The following is a 14,130-nucleotide window of genomic DNA, read 5'->3' on the forward strand; positions in this document are numbered from 1 at the left end:
ATACAGTGCGTGACCCCAGTGGTCACAACTACCTCTGTTCCGCTACGTCGACTCCGCGATCTCCTCCCGGCTCATCGTCGCTCGGGGGTGCGAGGCGCTCGACGATCTCTTCGACCAGGTCGTCGAGTTCACGACGCAGATAGTCGCGGGTGGCCGTGTCGCCGACCGCCAGACGGACGGCGGCGAGCTCGCGGGCGAGGTATTCGGTGTCGGCCTTGGTCTGTGCCGCCCGGCGCCGATCCTCCTCGAGTGCGACGCGGTCGCGGTTCTCCTGCCGGTTCTGCGCCAGCAGGATGAGCGGTGCCGCATAGGCCGCCTGGGTGGAGAACGCCAGGTTCAGCAGGATGAACGGGTACGGATCCCACGACCACGCGAAGGCGCCGATGTTCAAGGCGATCCAGACGACCACGATCACGGTCTGGATCGCGAGGTAGCGGCCGGTGCCGAGGAACCGCGCGACCTTCTCGGCGTACACGCCGATGTTGTCGGCGTCGAACTTCAGCCAGTGCGGAAGCCGGCGGCGCTCACTGGGGGTGTCGAGACGGCGGGGGCTCACAGGTCGGCCTCGGCTTCCTGATCGCGCCAGCCGCGCGGCAGCAACGCATCCAGCAGGTCATCGACGGCGACGGCGCCCAGCAGGTGCCCGTCATCGTCGACCACCGGGGCCAGGACGAGGTTGTAGCTGGCGAAGTAGCGGGCGACGGTCTCCAGGGGGTCATCGGGGGTCAGGCGCGGCACGTCGCTGTCGAGGATGCCGGCGACCAGTTCGGCCGGCGGTTCGCGCAGCAGTGCCTGCGTGTGCACGCAGCCGAGGAAGCGGCCGGTGGGAGTGCTGGTGGGTGGCCTCACGACGAACACCATGCTGGCGGTGCCCGGCGTGATGTCCGGGTTGGCGGTGCGGGCGAGGGCCTCGGCGACGGTGGCTCCGGCCGACACGATCAACGGCTCGGGGGTCATCACACCGCCCGCGGTGTCGGGGGAGTGTTCCAGCAGTCGGCGGACCGGTGCCGACTCTTCGGGATCCATCCGCGACAGCAGCGCTTCGGCCTCCGCCGCGGGCATCTCGCCGAGCAGGTCGGCCACGTCGTCGGGGTCCATGGCTTCGAGGATGTCGGCGGCGCGTGCCGGCTTCATCTTCGCCAGCAGGGCCGTCTGGTCGCCTTCGGGCATCTCCTGCAGGACGTCGGCCAGGCGCTCGTCGTCGAGGGCGTTCGCGAGTTCTTCGCGCCGCACCGCCGGCAGCTCGCGCAGCAGGTTGGCGACGTCGGCCGGCCGCATGCCCTCGAACTGGCTCAGCGCCAGCTCCACGCCGTGGCCGGGCTGGTTCAGGTTCAGTGAGGTCAGGCCGATCACGTGATGCCACGGCACCACCACGGTCTCGCCGCGCCGCCGCAGACCGCGACGGGTGTTGCTGCGCAGGGCGACGCGGGTGACCACCCAGTCCTTGGTGCGCGACTGTTCGATCTCCAGATCCAGGACGTCCAGGTCGACGTCGTGCAGTTCCGGATGGTCGGGATCGTCGGTGCGCACCCGGCTGTCGAGCACCTGGCCGACCGCGAGTGCCTCGTTGGGCCGCAGATGGATGGCGCGCAGGTTGACGCGGCCGGTGGTCAGGGTGACGGCGTCGGCCTCGATGCTGGTGACGCGCAGCATGGGCACGAAGATGCGTCGGCGGGTGGTCAGTTCGACCACCAGACCGAGAGCGCGGGGACGCTGGCCGGGCAGCGCCATGGAGACGACCACGTCGCGCACCCGGCCGATCGATTCGCCGTCGGGACCCAAGACGACCAGACCGACTAATCTGGCTACGAAGACCTTGAGCGTTGGCGTCATGGTCTCAAGCCTAGAAGCAGGTGCCGTCGTGAGACGACACCGACACCGAACCCAGCCAGGGAGAATCCGTGACCAATCCCATGCAGCGACCGACGCCCGGTCTGCCGACCAAGCCGACCGGCTGGCCGGTGGGCTCCTACGACACCTACGAGCAGGCGCAGAAGGCGGTCGACTATCTGTCCGACAACCAGTTCGCGGTGGAGAAACTCACCATCGTCGGTGTCGACCTGATGCAGGTCGAACGCGTGATCGGCCGTCTGACGTGGGGCAAGGTGCTGGCCGGTGGTCTGGTGTCCGGCGCCTGGCTCGGCCTGTTCTTCGGCCTCCTGGTCACCCTGTTCACCACGGTCGAGCACATGTGGGTGCCGATCGCGTACTGCGTGGTGTTCGGCATGGTGTTCGGCCTGATCTCGGCGGCCATCCCTTATGCGGCGACTCGGGGACAGCGCGATTTCTCCTCGACCATGCAGCTGGTGGCCGGCCGCTACGACGTCCTGTGCGAGCCGGGCAACGCCGAGCAGGCCCGCGACCTGCTCGCGAAACTGGCTCTGTAGAAGAACTTCGCGAACACGACGCTCCGGTGCCACCTGGCACCGGAGCGTTCTTGTGTTCCGGGTCACGCAGCATGGGCTAACCTGATCCGCACAGCAACGTGTCGAGCGATGTTCGAGGAGGCGGTCACCGAGATGGTCCGAGGCAGAGATCGGTTTCCCGGTAGACGTGCCCTGGGCACCCGGTTGGCCGCTGCGGCGGTCGCGACGAGCGCCCTCGTCCCGGTCCTGAGCGCCTGTGGTTCGGCGTCGCAGGCGAAGGTCATCAACGTGTATCCGCCGGCCGACGGCGCCAGCTTCATCGAGCAGCGGGGCGACGTCTGCTCCAAGGAGTCCGGCGGCAGGTACACGATCAAGGTGACCTCGCTGCCCAAGAGCGCCGACGATCAGCGCCTGCAGCTCGCGCGCCGTCTCGCCGGCAACGACCACGGCCTGGACGTGATGGGCATGGACGTGGTGTGGACCGCCGAGTTCGCCAACGCCGGATGGATCCGCCCGGTGCCGTCGGACATGGCGGCCGAGGCGGAGGCCGACCAGTTGCCCGGTCCGCTGGAGACGGCGATGTGGAAGCGCCCGGACGACCAGGAGAAGCGGCTGTACGCCGTCCCGACCTGGACCAACACCGAGCTGCTCTGGTACCGCCCCGACCAGCTGAAGAAGTACTCGGGCGCCAAGGCGCAGGCCCCGGAGACCTGGGATCAGATGCTCTCGGACTCCGGTGACGCGGTCAAAGCGAACGGTCCGGCCCAGATCCTGGTGCAGGGCAAGCAGTACGAGGGCCTGATGGTCTGGTTCAACTCGGTGCTGGCCAGCGCCGGCGGCTCGATCCTGGACCCGAACGACGCGTCCAAGCAGACCCTGAACGACACCTCCGAACATCGGGCGGCCACCTACAAGGCTCTGCAGATCCTGAAGTCGGTCGCGACCGCGCCCGGTCACGATCCGTCGATCACCAACTCCGACGAGGGCAGCGCACGCCTCGGCATGGAGAAGGGTGAGGCGGCGTTCGAGATCAACTGGCCGTTCGTGTTCGCCTCGGCCCGTTCCAACGGTGCGACCGGCGACGTCGACTTCCTCAAGGCGCCGCTCGCGCAGTACGCGTCACGGCTGACCGACGAAGACAATCCGCCGACCAACAAGGAACTGGGTCCCATCAACAAGGTGGTCCGCCAGTACTTCGATTTCGCACCGTACCCGGGCGTCTACCCGGACAAGCCGGCCAAGTCGACGCTGGGCGGCATCAACCTGGCGGTCGCGTCGACCTCGCAGCACCCCGATCTGGCCTGGGACGCCGTCAAGTGTCTGACCAGTGAGGATTCGCAGAAGGTGTATGCGGTGGACGGCGGGACGCCGCCGACTCTCGAGTCGGTCTACGACGACCCGGATTTCAAGGACGCGTACCCGATGGGGGATGTGATCCGCGAGCAGATGGAGGCCGATCACGCGGCACCGCGCCCGGCGTCGCCCCAGTATCAGGCGATCTCGACGCTGGTGACGGCGACGCTGAGCCCGGTCGGCAGCTGGGATCCGAAGTCGATGGTCGACGAGCTCGCCAAGCAGGTCCAACGCGCGATCGACGGGGAGGGGATCATCCCATGACGACCGGTGACGATCAGACCCCGGATCCGGGCCGGCAGGGCCGGCACGCCGCGGATCCGGTGCACTCGGATGCGTGGCGTCCGCCGGGCGCGGGTCGTGCCCCGACGCCGCCTCCCTCGCCGACCCCGCCGCCCGCTCCGACACCGCCTCCGGTGCAGGCGCCCACGCCGGCTCCCGCGGCGCCCTCCGTGCTGCCGCAGGCCGCGCCTCCGGCCCCGCCCGCTGCACCTCCGGCCGCCCCGGCACGCCCGGCTGCGGCCGCCGCACCCGCCATCGCTGCGGCAGGCACCGCCGTCGCCGCGCGCACCACCACGGCGCCGGAGGCCAAGGACAAGCGCGGCAAGAGCAAGAATGCGGCGACCGGCCGCAAGTCGTCCGAACGCCGGCTGGCGTACTGGCTGATCGCCCCCGCGGCGATCGTCATGGCACTGGTCACCGGCTATCCGATCGTCTACGCGTTCTGGCTTTCGCTGAACAAGTCGTCGCTGTCCGCGCCGGGCGAGAGCTCGTTCGTCGGCCTCGGCAACTACGGCACGGTGCTGTCGGACCACTACTGGTGGAACGCCTTGTGGGTCACGGTGTTCATCACGGTGATCTCGGTGGCCATCGAGTTCGTCCTCGGTATGGCGATCGCCCTGGTCATGCACCGGACGATCTTCGGTCGCGGCACCATCCGCACCGTCGTCCTCATCCCGTACGGCATCGTCACCGTGGCCGCGGCCTTCTCCTGGTACTACGCCTGGACGCCCGGCACCGGCTACCTGGCCAACCTGCTGCCGGACGGCACCGCGCCGCTCACCGAGCACTGGCCGTCGCTGTTCATCATCATTCTCGCCGAGGTGTGGAAGACCACCCCGTTCATGGCGCTGCTGCTGCTGGCCGGTCTCGCGCTGGTGCCCGACGATCTGCTGAAGGCCGCCCAGGTGGACGGCGCCGGGCCCTGGACCCGCCTGTGGCGGATCATCCTGCCGATGATGAAGCCGGCGATCCTGGTCGCGCTGCTGTTCCGCACGCTCGACGCCTTCCGGATCTTCGACAACATCTACATCCTGACCGCCGGCAACAACCAGACGGGCTCGGTGTCGATGCTCGGCTACGACAACCTGTTCAAGGCGTTCAACCTGGGCGTCGGATCGGCGATCAGCATTCTGATCTTCATCTGCGTCGCGCTCATCGCGTTCGTGTTCATCAAGGGATTCGGTGCCGCCGCGCCCGGCTCCGACAACGAGGGGAGGTAGGCACGGTGAAGCGCAAGTTCGGCTGGACCATCGCCAACCTGATCGTGGTCCTGTACGCGATCATCCCGCTGTGGTGGATCATCAGTCTTTCGTTCAAGCCCACGGGCAGCGTCACCGACGGCAGCTTCTTCCCGAAGCAGTGGACGTTGGACAACTACAAGGGCATCTTCAAGACCGACGCCTTCACCTCGGCGCTGATCAACTCGATCGGCATCGGCCTGATCACCACGCTCATCGCGGTGGTGCTGGGCACGATGGCCGCGTACGCGATCGCGCGGCTGGAGTTCCGCGGCAAGAAGTTGCTGGTCGGCGCCGCCCTGCTGATCGCGATGTTCCCGCAGGTGTCGCTGGTGACGCCGCTGTTCAACATCGAGCGTCGGATCGGCCTGTTCGACACCTGGGGCGGTCTGGTGATCCCGTACGTCGCCTTCGCCCTGCCGCTGGCCATCTACACGCTGTCGGCGTTCTTCCGGGAGATCCCGTGGGATCTGGAGAAGGCCGCGCAGATGGACGGCGCCACCCCGGCCCAGGCGTTCCGCCGGGTCATCGTGCCGCTCGCGGCGCCCGGTGTGGTGACCGCCGCCATCCTGGTGTTCATCTTCGCCTGGAACGACCTGCTCCTGGCGTTGTCGTTGACGTCGACGCAACGGGCCATCACGGCGCCGGTGGCGATCGCCAACTTCACCGGCAGCAGTCAGTTCGAGGAGCCCACGGGCTCGATCGCCGCGGCCGCCGTGGTGATCACCATTCCGATCATCATCTTCGTCCTCATCTTCCAACGTCGTATCGTGGCCGGCCTGACCTCCGGCGCCGTGAAGGGATAGAAATGGCAGACATCGTTCTGGACCACGTCTCCAAGCAGTACCCGGATGGCTCGACGGCGGTGAGTGACGTCAACCTGCAGATCGCGGACGGCGAGTTCGTGATCCTGGTGGGTCCGTCGGGCTGTGGCAAGTCGACGACGCTGAACATGATCGCGGGCCTGGAGGACATCTCCTCCGGCGAGCTGCGGATCGGCGGTCAGCGGATGAACGAGGTGGCGCCGAAGGACCGGGACATCGCCATGGTGTTCCAGAGCTACGCGCTCTACCCGCACATGAACGTGCGCGAGAACATCGCCTTCCCTCTGACGCTGCAGAAGCTGCCGAAGGATCAGATCAAGGCGAAGGTCGACGACGCGGCCCGCATCCTGGATCTGACCGACTACCTCGACCGCAAGCCGGCGAACCTGTCCGGCGGTCAGCGTCAGCGTGTCGCGATGGGCCGCGCCATCGTGCGGTCGCCGAAGGCGTTCCTGATGGATGAGCCGTTGTCGAACCTGGACGCCAAGCTGCGCGTGCAGATGCGCAGCGAGATCGCCCAGCTGCAGGCGCGCCTGAAGACCACCACCGTCTATGTGACCCACGACCAGACCGAGGCGATGACCCTCGGCGATCGGGTGGTCGTGATGCGTGGTGGCGTGGTGCAGCAGGCCGGCGCTCCGCAGGACCTGTACGACCACCCCGTCAACCTGTTCGTGGCGGGCTTCATCGGTTCACCGGCCATGAACTTCATTCCGGGCACGCTCAACGCCGCCGGCGTCAGCACCGTCATCGGTCAGATCGACCTGCCCGATCAGGCGCAGATCGCGGCGAACGCGCAGCAGGTGAAGTCGAACGGCGAGGTGCTGGTCGGTATCCGTCCCGAGCACATGGCCGACGCCTCGCTGATGGATCCGGCACAGCTGCCGCACATGAAGACCTTCGATGTGAAGGCCGACTTCGTGGAGTCGATGGGATCGGACAAGTACTACTACTTCACCCTCGACGCGCCGGGGCAGGCGCACGCGGTGCTGTCGCAGCTGGCCGAGGACGTGGGCGCCTCGACGTCCGGTGGCCAGAAGGTGGCCCGGCTGCTGCCCAACACGCAGGTTCCGGCCGGCGGGGTGCTTCACCTGGCGATGGAGCCGCGCCTCCTGCACGTCTTCGACACCGCGACGGGAACTGCTCTACGCTGAGCCGGTCCGCTCCCTGAGCCCTTCGACGGAGCTCGGGAACCACCTGCCGAAAGGTGCCGTCGTGCCCTCTGTGTCCGCGCACGTGACGGAGCATTTCGGCGTGGAGCCGCAGAAGGCGAGTGTCACGTTCCTCGGCGTGGAACCGATCGACGTCCTGCGTTTCCCGGATGCCGAGGCGGGGGAGGTGGTCTTCGTGACCGCCGGCTGCTCCCGCCACCCGATGCACGACCCGTCGGACTTCGCGCCCGACCCGGTGAAGGGTCCGCGGGCCGAACTGCTGGTGCGCATGCGCCCGGACACACCGCTGACCGGTCTGCATCGGTCGCTGGCGACGGTGGCGGCGGCCCCGGCGGTCGAGGGACTCGTCCTGGCGCCGGATTCCCTGATCGATCTGGGGGAGCCGCTGTGGACCGGCGCGGTCTGTTCGGCGTTCCTGCTCGATGAGCCGGGGGACGTCGCCGACCTTCCGCTGGACCCGCCGGCCGAGCCGGTCCGCTTTCTGCGCGCCGTGCCGATCACCGCGAACGAGGCGGCATGGGTGCGGTTGAAGGGTGCTCAAGCGCTCCGGGAGGCCTGGGACGAGGGCGGTGTGGACACCGCCGATCCGACGCGCGGCGGTGTGACGCCGAACTGAGCGATCGCCGGGCGTCTATGAAGGACCGGCTTGCGCCGCGGTGCCGACGGCCAGGGCCAGGACGAGGACCTGGATCGCGATGCCGGCCACGACGATGAACCAGGCCGGGCGGTTCCCGATGATCCGGTAGAGCGTGACGCCGCCGACGGTCAGCAGCGCCAGCGGTCCGGCGATCCAGGCGATCAGGATGCCGACCCAGATCCAGTTCTCCGATCCGCACGACTGATAGGAGCACGCGTCGGTGCCCATCGCCATGAGGGGCGCGTACAGGACGCCGACTCCCACGAGGAGGGCCTGGACCAGCCAGAGCAGCAGCGACACCACGATGTCGGCGATGCGTGCGTTCTGTCCACGCGGACGGTCCGGTCGCCGGACCGGCGGGCCGGGCTGCGTCGGGAAGGCGTCGAACGGGCTGGGATGCGTCATGACTCCACTATCGAGCCCCGTCCGGCCCGGCGGATGCGAAAAACTACCTAGGTCTCTCAGAGCCAGTGGTTGCGGTGCAGCACCCGCCACAGCGTGATGCAGGCGACCAGCAGGAGGACCAGCAGCACCGGATAGCTCCAATGCCAGTGCAGTTCGGGCATGTAGTCGAAGTTCATGCCGTAGATGCCGGCCACCGCGGTCGGCACCGCGGCGACCGCCGCCCACGCCGAGATCTTCCGCATGTCGGTGTTCTGCTGAATGCTCACCTTGGTGGCTGCGGCGTCGATCAGCGAGCTCAGACGTTCGTCGTACTCGGTGACGAGGTCGACGGTCTGCTTCAGATGGTCGGAGACGTCGCGGAAATGCCGGCGTATCTCCTTCTCGCTGAACGAACCGGTCTTCTCGGCCCGGATCGGGGACGGGTCGTCGTCGGTGGACTCGTCATCGTCGTCGGCGAGCCAGGCGAGCGGGACGGCCAGGGGCAGCACGGCCCGGCGCATCTGCAGGATCTCCCGTTTGAACAGGTAGACCACGTCGATGTCCATCTTGCTCGACGGTGACGCGAAGGTGCGCTCCTCGATCTCGTCGACGTCGCTCTCCATCTCGAGCGCCACCTCCTGGTAGCGGTCGACGACGTGGTCGGCGATCGCGTGGACCACCGAGGCGGGACCGAGGGCCAGCAGCTCCGGATGGGCCTCCAGGTTCTGGCGGACCCCGGCCAGCTGCGTGTGGTCGCCGTGCCGGACGGTGATCACGAAGTCGTCCCCGGCCATGATCTGGATCTCGCCGACGTCGACGATGTCGTTGGCCTTCTCCAGGTCGTCGTGATCGACGTACTTGATGGAGCGCAGCACCACCAGCATGATGCCGTCGTACAACTCCAGCTTGGGACGTTGGTGGGCGTGCACGGCGTCCTCGATCAGCAGTGAATGCAGCCCGAAGGTCTCGCCGACCGAGTTCATCTGGTCTTCGGTGGGAGCGTGCAGACCCATCCATACGAAGCCGCGACCGGTGCGCCGAACCTCCTCCAACGCGGTGCGGTAGTCGGTGAAGCCGGGCTGGCGGACACCGTCGACGTACACACCGCAGTCGACGACGGCGCGCGTCGCCGGCACGGGCGGCAGCGGCGGGGCCGGCTGCGCGCCGTGCAGACCGGGAAGTCCCGGCAGGCGCGGGACACGGGGGAGCGAAGGCACCAGGTGATCGTACCGATCATGCATTCGGCGCGCCTACACTCTTCACGTGCCCTTCGACCTCGCCGTCTACACGACCACGGCCATCACGCTGATCGTGATCATGGACCCGCCCGGACAGATTCCGGTGTTCCTGTCACTCGTCGGGAAACGGTCACCCGAGTACCGGCGGCGGGCCGCCTGGCAGGCGCCGCTGGTGTCACTGTTCGTGATCTCGGTGTTCGCGATCGCCGGCCGCTGGATCCTGGACTATCTGCACGTGTCGATTCCCGCTCTGCAGGGTGCCGGCGGTCTGCTGCTCCTCCTCGTCGCACTGCAGCTGCTGACCGGGAGCGGGGAGCCGTCGACCGCCAAGGCCGACGAACAGGTGAACGTCGCGTTGGTGCCGCTCGGCACGCCGCTGCTGGCCGGACCCGGTGCCATCGCCGCCGTGATCGTCGCGGTCGCGGGAGCGCACGGCGACGCCGGCGCATACCTGGCCATCGCCGCGGGCATCGTCACCGCGCATCTCGTGGTCTGCCTGGCCCTGCTGTACTCGACCTCGCTCATCCGGATACTCAAGGTCAGCGGTATCACGCTGCTCGCCAAGATCGCCGGCCTGCTGCTGGCGGCCATCGCCGTCCAGCTGATCGCGACCTCGGTGATGGGCTTCGTCGACCAGGCGCATGATCAGGCCCTCGGCCTCCTGGGCTAGATTGACAGGCATGAATCGGCCGGGCGACACGCAGAGCGTCCTCGACACGCATGCACTGCACACGCGCGGTGCGCTGGTGACCCGGGTGCTGCTTCTGCTGGCCGTCCTGACCGCCCTGATCGCGGTGCTCGCCGCCTGCGGTGAAGCGTCCGACACCAAGGAACTGCACGTCGCGTCCTCGGGCACGCCCCAGATGAAGGCGGCCGCCGCGCTCTACGCCGTCGCGCTCACCCGCGCGGGCACTCCTGCCACCACGGACGGCGCCCCCACCGGCGACGACGCACGGCTGCTCGACGCGATCGCCGCCGGCGACATCGACCTCTTCCCGGCGTTCACCGGCGATGTCCTCACCGACCTGACGCCGTCACCGCCGGCGCTCACCGGCGACGAGTTGCAGGCCCAGGTCAGCAGGTCGCTGCCCCAGGGCGTGGCCATCGGCGATCCGACCGGGGCGGCGCGTACCGATCCGCGTGGGCTCGGTCAGGACCTGGTGCCGGTCTACCGCAGCGCGGAACTGGACAAGCCGGCGCTGGCCGCGCTGTCCCGGATCGCCGGCGACCTGTCGACCGAAGACCTGGATGCCCTCGGTGACCGCGTCGCCGCCGGCGAGGATCCCCGGTCGGTGGCCGCCGATTGGCTCTCCACCCACGCCTCGGCGTAAGAGCGTGGGTCGAAGCGAGTCAGTGGCTCTTGAGCTTGGCGGTACCGAGCTTGGTGACGCGGGCGACGACGCCCTGGTAGGCCGATCCGGTGACGCGGACGAACAGGTCGAGGACCTTCGCGTCCATGCCGACCAGCACACGGGCCTTCTCCTTGCTCACGCCGTGCAGGATGACGTCGGCAGCCTTCTCCGGCGACATCGACGCCAGGTACTTGTCGAAGAACTCGGCGGCCGCCTTCTGGTCGTAGCCGCCGGAGGTGGTGGCGTTGCGGGCGACGGCGGTCTTGATGCCGCCGGGGTGCACGCAGGTGACCTTCACCGACGGGTGGCTGATCAGCATCTCCTGGCGCAGCGACTCGGTGAAGCCGCGGACCGCGAACTTGGCCGAGTTGTAGGCGCTCTGGCCGGGTTCGGACAGCAGACCGAACAGTGACGAGGTGTTGACGATCGCACCGTCGCCGGAGGCGATGATGTACGGCATGAAGGCCTTGGTGCCGTTCACCACGCCCCAGTAGTCGACGTCCATGATGCGTTCGATGTCCTTGAACTCCATCGACTCGACTTCACCGTGGTGGGCGATGCCGGCGTTGTTGAAGATCGCGTTCACGCCGCCGAAGTGCTTGGCGACGGTGTCGGCGTACTCGAGGACCGCTTCGCGTTCGGCGACGTTCAGCAACTGGGAGTGCACCTCGGCGCCCGGCGCGGCCTCTTTGATGAGCCGTTCGGTGGTGGACAGGCCCTCCGGATCGACGTCGGAGATGGCGACCTTCGCGCCCTGGCGGGCGAGCCTGATCGACATGGTGCGGCCCATGCCGGAACCGGCGCCGGTGACGACACAGACCTTGTCGCGGAAGTTCTTCATCGGGTTCCTTCTGTTCGGTGGATTGTTGCGTGAGCGGCGTGCGCGGGTCAGCGCAGCCTCTCGGTGAGCTTGGTGAGGCGGGCGGAGATGCCCTGGTAGGCCGAACCGCTGAGACGTGTGAGGACGTCGAGGGTCTTCGCATCGGCACCCACGAGCACGCGAGCGTGCTCCTTGCGGACCGCGGTCAGGATGATCTCGGCGGCCTTCTCGGACGAGGTGTTGGCGAGGTACTTGTCGAAGAAGTCGGCGCCGGCCTTCGCGTCGTTGCCGCCCGACGCCGTGGCGTTGCGGGCGATGGCGGTCTTGATGCCGCCGGGGTGCACGCAGGTGACCTTCACCGACGGGTGGCTGATCAGCATCTCCTGGCGCAGCGACTCGGTGAAGCCGCGGACGGCGAACTTGGCCGAGTTGTAGGCGCTCTGCCCCGGCTGCGAGAGGATGCCGAACAGCGACGAGACGTTGACGATCGCACCGTCGCCGGAGGCGATGATGTACGGCAGGAACGCCTTGGTGCCGTTCACCACGCCCCAGTAGTCGACGTCCATGATGCGTTCGATGTCCTTGAACTCCATCGACTCGACTTCGCCGTTGTGGGCGATGCCGGCGTTGTTGATGACGGCGTTCACGGTGCCGTAATGCTGCGCCACCGTGTCGGCGTATTCGAGGACGGCTTCCCGTTCGGCGACGTTGAGCAGCTGCGAGTGCACCTGGGCGCCGGTATCGGCGATCAGTTTCTCGGTCTCGGCGAGGCCGTCCGGATTCACGTCGGAGATGGCGAGCCGGGCGCCGGCGCGGGCCAGCTGGATCGACATGTCACGACCCATGCCGGAGCCGGCGCCGGTGACGACGACGACCTTGTCGTGGAAGTTCTTCATGAGTTCCCTGGGCTGAGTGGGGCGACGGTGATCAGAGTGCGGCGGGGACGCTGTCCCCGTGCTTGCCGGCCGGTGCGGACCGACGGCCGCCGACGGTGGTGTCGTAGGCGTCGATGTCGAACCGGCGGGTCGCGTTGCGGAAGCTGAACGTGAAGCCCGGCCACAGGGTGGTGATGTTGCCGTGGACGTCCTTGTACCAGGACGCGCAGCCGCCGGTCTCCCACACGCTCTTGGCGAGCTTGTGCTGGATCTCGTCGTTGAACTTCTTCTGGGCGTCGGCCTTGACGTCGGTGCGGACGATGCCCGCGGCCGTCGTCTTCTTCAGGTAGTCGACCAGGTAGTTCAGCTGCGACTCGATCATGTAGACCATCGAGGTGTGGCCCAGGCCGGTCGACGGGCCGATCAGCAGCATCATGTTCGGGAAGCCGTGGACGAACGAGCCCTTGTAGGCCTGCATGCCGATCTCGTCCCAGACCTGCGCCAGGCTGCGGCCGTCAGCGCCGTGGATGGTGTCGAAGACGGGGGAGTCGGTCACGTGGAAGCCGGTGGCGACGACGATGACGTCCACGTCGCGCTCGGTGCCGTCCTTGGTGACGATGCCCTTCGCGGTGATGTGGTCGATGCCGTCGGTCACCAGATCGACGTTCGGGCGGTCCAGCGTCGGGTACCACTCGTTGGACTTGAGGATCCGCTTGCAGCCGACGGCGAAGGTCGGGGTGACCTTCTTGCGCAGCTCGGGGTCGCGGATACCGCGGAAGATGTTGGCCTTGCACAGCGCCTCGACGGGCTTGAGGGCCTTGGGGGCGTAGGTCATGCCCGCGGCCACCGACTCGTTGGCGGTGTAGATGCTGCCGCGGATGGCGGCCTGCAGGCCGGGTACGTGCTTGAACGCCCAGTTCTCCGCCTTGGCGTAGGGACGCTCGGTACGCGGGATGATCCACGGCGCGGTGCGCTGGTAGACGTCCAGATGGCCGGCGATCTTGCCGACCTGCGGCACGATCTGGATGGCCGAGGCGCCGGTGCCGATGACGGCGACGCGCTTGCCGGTCAGGTCGTAGTCGTGATCCCACCGGGCCGAGTGCATGATCTCGCCCTGGAAGTCGCCGATGCCGGCGATGTCGGGGAGGTTCGGCTCGCACAGCGGGCCGACGCCGCCGATCAGGTGGCGGGCGCTCAAGGTCTGCTTCTTCCCGTCCCGGGTGTACTCGATCTTCCAGGTGTCGGAGTCCTCGTCCCAGGTGGCCTGGGTGACGTCGCTGCCGAACAGGGTGCGCTCGCCGATGCGGTGTTCGTCGGCGACCTTGTTGATGTAGCGGTGGATCTCCGGCTGGTGCGAGTAGGAGCGGCTCCACTCGGGGTTCAGCGCGAACGAGTACGAGTACGAATGCGAGGGCACGTCGCACGCGGCGCCGGGGTAGGTGTTGTCCCGCCAGGTGCCGCCGAAGTCCGAGCCGCGGTCCAGAACGACGTAGTCGTCGAATCCGTTCTGGCTGAGCTTGATGGCTGCGCCCAGGCCGGAGAAACCGGCGCCGACGATAGCGACCTCTACAACGTCTGATGTCATGATT

The 14,130-nt window shown here is 67.8% G+C and carries 15 protein-coding genes; 8 read left to right on the forward strand and 7 right to left on the reverse strand.

All coding sequences use genetic code 11. From position 1 onward, the window contains the following. Positions 1-28 precede the first annotated feature (28 nt). The gene (locus QM774_RS01840; protein ID WP_414974268.1) at positions 29-556 is read right to left on the reverse strand and encodes a DUF1003 domain-containing protein; all 528 of its coding nucleotides are present in this window, start codon (positions 554-556) and stop codon (positions 29-31) included. Further along, positions 553-1,833, reverse strand: a complete 1,281-nt coding sequence (locus QM774_RS01845; protein WP_414974269.1) for a magnesium transporter MgtE N-terminal domain-containing protein — start codon at positions 1,831-1,833, stop codon at positions 553-555. Before QM774_RS01845 ends, QM774_RS01840 begins: the two co-directional genes overlap by 4 nt. 68 nt (positions 1,834-1,901) lie before the next feature. On the opposite strand from QM774_RS01845, the gene QM774_RS01850 reads away from it, so the two are divergent. The 6 genes from QM774_RS01850 to QM774_RS01875 all read left to right on the forward strand — a co-directional run bounded on the left by QM774_RS01850 (position 1,902) and on the right by QM774_RS01875 (position 7,851). Next, entirely contained in the window at positions 1,902-2,387 is a 486-nt protein-coding gene (locus QM774_RS01850) for a general stress protein (protein ID WP_414974270.1), read from the forward strand. A 132-nt stretch (positions 2,388-2,519) separates the two neighbouring features. After that, complete coding sequence (locus QM774_RS01855) at positions 2,520-3,983, forward strand: ABC transporter substrate-binding protein (RefSeq protein ID WP_414976560.1); 1,464 nt, start codon at positions 2,520-2,522, stop codon at positions 3,981-3,983. Next, positions 3,980-5,221, forward strand: coding sequence for a carbohydrate ABC transporter permease (locus QM774_RS01860; protein WP_414974271.1), 1,242 nt, complete (start codon positions 3,980-3,982; stop codon positions 5,219-5,221). The genes QM774_RS01855 and QM774_RS01860 overlap by 4 nt, the downstream gene beginning before the upstream one ends. A 5-nt stretch (positions 5,222-5,226) precedes the next feature. Next, entirely contained in the window at positions 5,227-6,045 is an 819-nt protein-coding gene (locus tag QM774_RS01865) for a carbohydrate ABC transporter permease (RefSeq protein WP_414974272.1), read from the forward strand. 2 nt (positions 6,046-6,047) lie between these two features. Then, positions 6,048-7,217 carry an ABC transporter ATP-binding protein gene (locus QM774_RS01870; protein ID WP_414974273.1) on the forward strand — a complete coding sequence of 390 codons (1,170 nt, stop codon included), beginning with the start codon at positions 6,048-6,050 and terminating at the stop codon, positions 7,215-7,217. A 70-nt stretch (positions 7,218-7,287) separates the two neighbouring features. Beyond that, entirely contained in the window at positions 7,288-7,851 is a 564-nt protein-coding gene (locus QM774_RS01875; protein WP_414976561.1) for a suppressor of fused domain protein, read from the forward strand. Positions 7,852-7,866: 15 nt separating this feature from the next. On the opposite strand, the gene QM774_RS01880 is transcribed toward QM774_RS01875, so the two are convergent. Further along, positions 7,867-8,277: a hypothetical protein gene (locus QM774_RS01880; protein ID WP_414974274.1), complete on the reverse strand. Its 411-nt coding sequence runs from the start codon at positions 8,275-8,277 to the stop codon at positions 7,867-7,869. 56 nt (positions 8,278-8,333) lie between these two features. Beyond that, positions 8,334-9,473 carry a magnesium and cobalt transport protein CorA gene (locus QM774_RS01885; protein ID WP_414974275.1) on the reverse strand — a complete coding sequence of 380 codons (1,140 nt, stop codon included), beginning with the start codon at positions 9,471-9,473 and terminating at the stop codon, positions 8,334-8,336. Positions 9,474-9,519: 46 nt separating this feature from the next. On the opposite strand from QM774_RS01885, the gene QM774_RS01890 reads away from it, so the two are divergent. Then, a complete protein-coding gene (locus tag QM774_RS01890; RefSeq protein WP_414974276.1) occupies positions 9,520-10,164 on the forward strand; it encodes a MarC family protein in 645 nt (214 codons plus the stop codon). A 10-nt stretch (positions 10,165-10,174) separates the two neighbouring features. Next, positions 10,175-10,825 carry a hypothetical protein gene (locus tag QM774_RS01895; protein ID WP_414974277.1) on the forward strand — a complete coding sequence of 217 codons (651 nt, stop codon included), beginning with the start codon at positions 10,175-10,177 and terminating at the stop codon, positions 10,823-10,825. A gap of 19 nt (positions 10,826-10,844) precedes the next feature. Here the strand turns inward: QM774_RS01895 and QM774_RS01900 are convergent, their stop codons facing one another. Genes QM774_RS01900 through QM774_RS01910 form a run of 3 tightly spaced genes read right to left on the reverse strand, consistent with a single transcriptional unit; the run spans position 10,845 to position 14,126 of the window. Beyond that, a complete protein-coding gene (locus tag QM774_RS01900; protein WP_414974278.1) occupies positions 10,845-11,687 on the reverse strand; it encodes an SDR family NAD(P)-dependent oxidoreductase in 843 nt (280 codons plus the stop codon). A 47-nt stretch (positions 11,688-11,734) separates the two neighbouring features. Further along, positions 11,735-12,562, reverse strand: coding sequence for an SDR family NAD(P)-dependent oxidoreductase (locus QM774_RS01905; protein WP_414974279.1), 828 nt, complete (start codon positions 12,560-12,562; stop codon positions 11,735-11,737). A 31-nt stretch (positions 12,563-12,593) separates the two neighbouring features. After that, positions 12,594-14,126, reverse strand: a complete 1,533-nt coding sequence (locus QM774_RS01910) for a flavin-containing monooxygenase (protein ID WP_414974280.1) — start codon at positions 14,124-14,126, stop codon at positions 12,594-12,596. Positions 14,127-14,130: the final 4 nt, after the last annotated feature.

This window comes from Gordonia sp. (in: high G+C Gram-positive bacteria) (assembly GCF_047600565.1).
Lineage (GTDB): Bacteria > Actinomycetota > Actinomycetes > Mycobacteriales > Mycobacteriaceae > Gordonia.

Coding starts and splice junctions, on each gene's coding strand:
- QM774_RS01845 (WP_414974269.1), bottom strand. CDS start 1,833: ATGACGCCAACGCTCAAGGTCTTCGTAGCCAGATTAGTCGGTCTGGTC.
- QM774_RS01855 (WP_414976560.1), top strand. CDS start 2,520: ATGGTCCGAGGCAGAGATCGGTTTCCCGGTAGACGTGCCCTGGGCACC.
- QM774_RS01860 (WP_414974271.1), top strand. CDS start 3,980: ATGACGACCGGTGACGATCAGACCCCGGATCCGGGCCGGCAGGGCCGG.
- QM774_RS01870 (WP_414974273.1), top strand. CDS start 6,048: ATGGCAGACATCGTTCTGGACCACGTCTCCAAGCAGTACCCGGATGGC.
- QM774_RS01880 (WP_414974274.1), bottom strand. CDS start 8,277: ATGACGCATCCCAGCCCGTTCGACGCCTTCCCGACGCAGCCCGGCCCG.
- QM774_RS01895 (WP_414974277.1), top strand. CDS start 10,175: ATGAATCGGCCGGGCGACACGCAGAGCGTCCTCGACACGCATGCACTG.
- QM774_RS01900 (WP_414974278.1), bottom strand. CDS start 11,687: ATGAAGAACTTCCGCGACAAGGTCTGTGTCGTCACCGGCGCCGGTTCC.
- QM774_RS01905 (WP_414974279.1), bottom strand. CDS start 12,562: ATGAAGAACTTCCACGACAAGGTCGTCGTCGTCACCGGCGCCGGCTCC.
- QM774_RS01910 (WP_414974280.1), bottom strand. CDS start 14,126: ATGACATCAGACGTTGTAGAGGTCGCTATCGTCGGCGCCGGTTTCTCC.